Source organism: Shigella sp. FC1567 (assembly GCF_001743015.1).
Taxonomy (GTDB): domain Bacteria; phylum Pseudomonadota; class Gammaproteobacteria; order Enterobacterales; family Enterobacteriaceae; genus Escherichia; species Escherichia coli.
This window is the reverse complement of sequence record NZ_MIIV01000137.1, coordinates 1-5,430: the sequence shown is the minus strand read 5'-3', so window position 1 is coordinate 5,430 and position 5,430 is coordinate 1. Positions and strand designations below refer to the sequence as shown.

6 protein-coding genes and 1 pseudogene are annotated in these 5,430 nt (G+C 52.8%); 5 read left to right on the top strand and 2 right to left on the bottom strand.

Going from position 1 to position 5,430, the window contains the following annotated elements:
• Positions 1 to 214 (top strand): integrase core domain-containing protein (locus BHE85_RS10170; protein ID WP_146627976.1); only part of this gene is annotated, 214 nt, incomplete at its 5' end.
• Here the strand turns inward: BHE85_RS10170 and BHE85_RS10165 are convergent.
• Positions 184 to 438: pseudogene (locus tag BHE85_RS10165) on the bottom strand (glycyl radical enzyme domain-containing protein); the annotation flags it as partial. The gene BHE85_RS10170 and the pseudogene BHE85_RS10165 overlap by 31 nt on opposite strands.
• Before the next feature lie 257 nt (positions 439 to 695).
• Between BHE85_RS10165 and deoC the strand changes: the two are divergent.
• From deoC to deoD, 4 genes are all read left to right on the top strand, one after another.
• Positions 696 to 1,475: a deoxyribose-phosphate aldolase gene (deoC, locus tag BHE85_RS10160; protein ID WP_001365356.1), complete on the top strand. Its 780-nt coding sequence runs from the start codon at positions 696 to 698 to the stop codon at positions 1,473 to 1,475.
• A 126-nt stretch (positions 1,476 to 1,601) separates the two neighbouring features.
• On the top strand, positions 1,602 to 2,924 hold the full coding sequence (gene deoA, locus BHE85_RS10155; RefSeq protein ID WP_000477803.1) for a thymidine phosphorylase: 1,323 nt from the start codon (positions 1,602 to 1,604) through the stop codon (positions 2,922 to 2,924).
• A 51-nt stretch (positions 2,925 to 2,975) separates the two neighbouring features.
• Positions 2,976 to 4,199 carry a phosphopentomutase gene (deoB, locus tag BHE85_RS10150; protein WP_000816471.1) on the top strand — a complete coding sequence of 408 codons (1,224 nt, stop codon included), beginning with the start codon at positions 2,976 to 2,978 and terminating at the stop codon, positions 4,197 to 4,199.
• 78 nt (positions 4,200 to 4,277) lie between these two features.
• Positions 4,278 to 4,997 (top strand): purine-nucleoside phosphorylase, encoded by a 720-nt coding sequence (gene deoD / locus BHE85_RS10145; protein WP_000224877.1) that lies wholly within the window; start codon positions 4,278 to 4,280, stop codon positions 4,995 to 4,997.
• Positions 4,998 to 5,169: 172 nt separating this feature from the next.
• Here the strand turns inward: deoD and BHE85_RS10140 are convergent.
• A partial coding sequence (locus BHE85_RS10140) for an IS1 family transposase (RefSeq protein ID WP_000317683.1) occupies positions 5,170 to 5,430 on the bottom strand: 261 nt, incomplete at its 5' end.

The following is a 5,430-nucleotide window of genomic DNA, read 5'->3' as shown; positions in this document are numbered from 1 at the left end:
GCGCGGAAACTGCTGGGATAACAGCCCAATGGAACGCTTCTTCAGGAGTCTGAAGAACGAATGGATGCCGGTGGTGGGTTACGTAAGCTTCAGCGAGGCAGCTCACGCCATAACGGACTATATCGTTGGATATTACAGCGCACTAAGACCGCACGAATATAACGGTGGGTTACCCCCAAACGAATCGGAACCGTTCGCCAGAAAACGGGCGTAATCGGGTAAGACATAGCGCGGTTTGTACGGCGCATGACCTTCAAACATATCGCAGATTACACCCTCATCCAGCGCGCGGCGGGCTTCGGCAGGAAGCTGCGGATAAGGCAGATTGTTTTCTGCTTCCAGAGCCAGAAAATGGCGCTTCTGCTCCGGGCTAAGCACTGGGCTGGTGACAATTTGCTGGCAACGTTGTTGCAGTGCATTTTCATGAGAAGTGGGCATCTTCTTTTCCTTTTATGCCGAAGGTGATGCGCCATTGTAAGAAGTTTCGTGATGTTCACTTTGATCCTGATGCGTTTGCCACCACTGACGCATTCATTTGAAAGTGAATTATTTGAACCAGATCGCATTACAGTGATGCAAACTTGTAAGTAGATTACCTTAATTGTGATGTATATCGAAGTGTGTTGCGGAGTAGATGTTAGAATACTAACAAACTCGCAAGGTGAATTTTATTGGCGACAAGCCAGGAGAATGAAATGACTGATCTGAAAGCAAGCAGCCTGCGTGCACTGAAATTGATGGACCTGACCACCCTGAATGACGACGACACCGACGAGAAAGTAATTGCTCTGTGTCATCAGACCAAAACTCCGGTCGGCAATACCGCCGCTATCTGTATCTATCCTCGCTTTATCCCGATTGCTCGCAAAACGCTGAAAGAGCAGGGCACCCCGGAAATCCGAATCGCTACGGTAACCAACTTCCCACACGGTAACGATGACATCGAAATCGCGCTGGCAGAAACCCGTGCGGCAATCGCCTACGGTGCTGATGAAGTTGACGTTGTGTTCCCGTACCGCGCGCTGATGGCGGGTAACGAGCAGGTTGGTTTTGACCTGGTGAAAGCCTGTAAAGAGGCTTGCGCGGCAGCGAATGTACTGCTGAAAGTGATCATCGAAACCGGCGAACTGAAAGACGAAGCGCTGATCCGTAAAGCGTCTGAAATCTCCATCAAAGCGGGTGCTGACTTCATCAAAACCTCTACCGGTAAAGTGGCAGTGAACGCGACGCCGGAAAGCGCGCGCATCATGATGGAAGTGATCCGTGATATGGGCGTAGAAAAAACCGTTGGTTTCAAACCGGCGGGCGGCGTGCGTACTGCGGAAGATGCGCAGAAATATCTCGCCATCGCAGATGAACTGTTCGGTGCTGACTGGGCAGATGCGCGTCACTACCGCTTTGGTGCTTCCAGCCTGCTGGCAAGCCTGTTGAAAGCGCTGGGCCACGGTGACGGTAAGAGCGCCAGCAGCTACTAAGCAAGATGCTTTACGCCTGATGCGCTGCGCTTATCAGGCCTACGAGACGTATCTACCCGTAGGCCGGATAAGGCGTAGACGCATCCGGCAAAAGCCGCCTCATACTCTTTTCCTCGGGAGGTTACCTTGTTTCTCGCACAAGAAATTATTCGTAAAAAACGTGATGGTCATGCGCTGAGCGATGAAGAAATTCGTTTCTTTATCAACGGCATTCGCGACAACACTATCTCCGAAGGGCAGATTGCCGCCCTCGCGATGACCATTTTCTTCCACGATATGACAATGCCTGAGCGTGTCTCGCTGACCATGGCGATGCGAGATTCAGGAACCGTTCTCGACTGGAAAAGCCTGCATCTGAATGGCCCGATTGTTGATAAACATTCCACCGGCGGCGTCGGCGATGTCACTTCGCTGATGTTGGGGCCGATGGTCGCAGCCTGCGGCGGCTATATTCCGATGATCTCCGGTCGCGGCCTCGGTCATACTGGCGGTACGCTCGACAAACTGGAATCCATCCCTGGCTTCGACATTTTCCCGGATGACAACCGTTTCCGCGAAATTATTAAAGACGTCGGCGTGGCGATTATCGGTCAGACCAGCTCACTGGCTCCGGCGGATAAACGTTTCTACGCGACCCGTGATATTACCGCAACCGTGGACTCCATCCCGCTGATCACTGCCTCGATCCTGGCGAAGAAACTGGCGGAAGGTCTGGATGCGCTGGTGATGGACGTGAAAGTGGGTAGCGGCGCGTTTATGCCGACCTACGAACTCTCTGAAGCCCTTGCCGAAGCGATTGTTGGCGTGGCTAACGGCGCTGGCGTGCGCACCACCGCGCTGCTCACCGACATGAATCAGGTACTGGCCTCCAGTGCAGGTAACGCGGTTGAAGTTCGTGAAGCGGTGCAGTTCCTGACGGGTGAATATCGTAACCCGCGTCTGTTTGATGTCACGATGGCGCTGTGCGTGGAGATGCTGATCTCCGGCAAACTGGCGAAAGATGACGCCGAAGCGCGCGCGAAATTGCAGGCGGTGCTGGACAACGGTAAAGCGGCAGAAGTCTTTGGTCGTATGGTAGCGGCACAAAAAGGCCCGACCGACTTCGTTGAGAACTACGCGAAGTATCTGCCGACAGCGATGCTGACGAAAGCAGTCTATGCTGATACCGAAGGTTTTGTCAGTGAAATGGATGCCCGCGCGCTGGGGATGGCAGTGGTTGCAATGGGCGGCGGTCGTCGTCAGGCATCTGACACCATCGATTACAGCGTCGGCTTTACTGATATGGCGCGTCTGGGCGACCAAGTAGACGGTCAGCGTCCGCTGGCGGTTATCCACGCGAAAGACGAAAACAGCTGGCAGGAAGCGGCGAAAGCGGTGAAAGCGGCAATTAAACTTGCCGATAAAGCACCGGAAAGCACACCAACTGTCTATCGCCGTATCAGCGAATAACGGTATACTGATCTGATCATTTAAATTTGAAGCACTGAGTACGGAGAACATATGAAACGTGCATTTATTATGGTGCTGGACTCATTCGGCATCGGCGCTACAGAAGATGCAGAACGCTTTGGTGACGTCGGGGCTGACACCCTGGGTCATATCGCAGAAGCTTGTGCCAAAGGCGAAGCTGATAACGGTCGTAAAGGCCCGCTCAATCTGCCAAATCTGACCCGTCTGGGGCTGGCGAAAGCACACGAAGGTTCTACCGGTTTCATTCCGGCGGGAATGGACGGCAACGCTGAAGTTATCGGCGCGTACGCATGGGCGCACGAAATGTCATCCGGTAAAGATACCCCGTCTGGTCACTGGGAAATCGCCGGTGTCCCGGTTCTGTTTGAGTGGGGATACTTCTCCGATCACGAAAACAGCTTCCCGCAAGAGCTGCTGGATAAACTGGTCGAACGCGCTAATCTGCCGGGTTACCTCGGTAACTGCCACTCTTCCGGTACGGTCATTCTGGATCAGCTGGGCGAAGAGCACATGAAAACCGGCAAGCCGATTTTCTATACCTCCGCTGACTCCGTGTTCCAGATTGCCTGCCACGAAGAAACCTTTGGCCTGGATAAACTCTACGAACTGTGCGAAATCGCCCGTGAAGAGCTGACCAACGGCGGCTACAACATCGGTCGTGTTATCGCTCGTCCGTTTATCGGTGACAAAGCCGGTAACTTCCAGCGTACCGGTAACCGTCACGACCTGGCTGTTGAGCCGCCAGCACCGACCGTGCTGCAGAAACTGGTTGATGAAAAACACGGTCAGGTGGTTTCTGTCGGTAAAATTGCAGACATCTACGCCAACTGCGGTATCACCAAGAAAGTGAAAGCAACTGGCCTGGACGCGCTGTTTGACGCCACCATCAAAGAGATGAAAGAAGCGGGTGATAACACCATCGTCTTCACCAACTTCGTTGACTTCGACTCTTCCTGGGGCCACCGTCGCGACGTCGCCGGTTATGCTGCGGGTCTGGAGCTGTTCGACCGCCGTCTGCCGGAGCTGATGTCTTTGCTGCGCGATGACGACATCCTGATCCTCACTGCTGACCACGGTTGTGATCCGACCTGGACCGGTACTGACCACACGCGTGAACACATTCCGGTACTGGTTTACGGCCCGAAAGTAAAACCGGGTTCACTGGGTCACCGTGAAACCTTCGCGGATATCGGCCAGACTCTGGCAAAATATTTTGGTACTTCTGATATGGAATATGGCAAAGCCATGTTCTGATAATGGGTGCGGCTTGATGCCCTCACCCCGGCCCTCTCCCACAGGGAGAGGGTGAAACATGTTGATAAGGATAAAACAATGGCTACCCCACACATTAATGCAGAAATGGGCGATTTCGCTGACGTAGTTTTGATGCCAGGCGACCCGCTGCGTGCGAAGTATATTGCTGAAACTTTCCTTGAAGATGCCCGTGAAGTGAACAACGTTCGCGGTATGCTGGGCTTCACCGGTACTTACAAAGGCCGCAAAATTTCCGTAATGGGTCACGGTATGGGTATCCCGTCCTGCTCCATCTACACCAAAGAACTGATCACCGATTTCGGCGTGAAGAAAATTATCCGCGTGGGTTCCTGTGGCGCAGTTCTGCCGCACGTAAAACTGCGCGACGTCGTTATCGGTATGGGTGCCTGCACCGATTCCAAAGTTAACCGCATCCGTTTTAAAGATCATGACTTTGCCGCTATCGCTGACTTTGACATGGTGCGTAACGCGGTAGACGCGGCTAAAGCACTGGGCATTGATGCTCGCGTTGGTAACCTGTTCTCCGCTGACCTGTTCTACTCTCCGGACGGCGAAATGTTCGACGTGATGGAAAAATACGGCATCCTCGGCGTGGAAATGGAAGCGGCTGGTATCTACGGCGTCGCTGCAGAATTTGGCGCGAAAGCCCTGACCATCTGTACCGTGTCTGACCACATCCGCACTCACGAGCAGACCACTGCCGCTGAGCGTCAGACCACCTTCAACGACATGATCAAAATCGCACTGGAATCCGTTCTGCTGGGCGATAAAGAGTAATTGTGTTTCGCTGAAAGGCGATTGTCGTGTGAAGCCGGAGTGGGAGACTGCTCCGGCTTTTTAGTATCTATTCATCAATAGCAACTGATTTATAGATTTACTATTATTTTTCATATGGATAGAAAATAAAATCTATTCAAGTATCTATTCACGAATCGGTAATGACTCCAACTTACTGATAGTGTTTTATGTTCAGATAATGCCCGATGACCTTGTCATGCAGCTCCACCGATTTTGAGAACGACAGTGACTTCCGTCCCAGCCTTGCCAGATGTTGTCTCAGATTCAGATTATGTCGCTCAATGCGCTGAGTGTAACGCTTGCTGATAACGTGCAGCTTTCCCTTCAGGCGTGATTCATACAGCGGCCAGCCATCCGTCATCCATACCACGACCTCAAAGGCCGACAGCAGGCTCAGAAGACGCTCCAGTGT

Bases quoted from the DNA above. Each gene is read 5' to 3' on its own strand.
- deoB (WP_000816471.1), top strand. From the start codon at position 2,976: ATGAAACGTGCATTTATTATGGTGCTGGACTCATTCGGCATCGGCGCT.
- deoD (WP_000224877.1), top strand. From the start codon at position 4,278: ATGGCTACCCCACACATTAATGCAGAAATGGGCGATTTCGCTGACGTA.
- deoC (WP_001365356.1), top strand. From the start codon at position 696: ATGACTGATCTGAAAGCAAGCAGCCTGCGTGCACTGAAATTGATGGAC.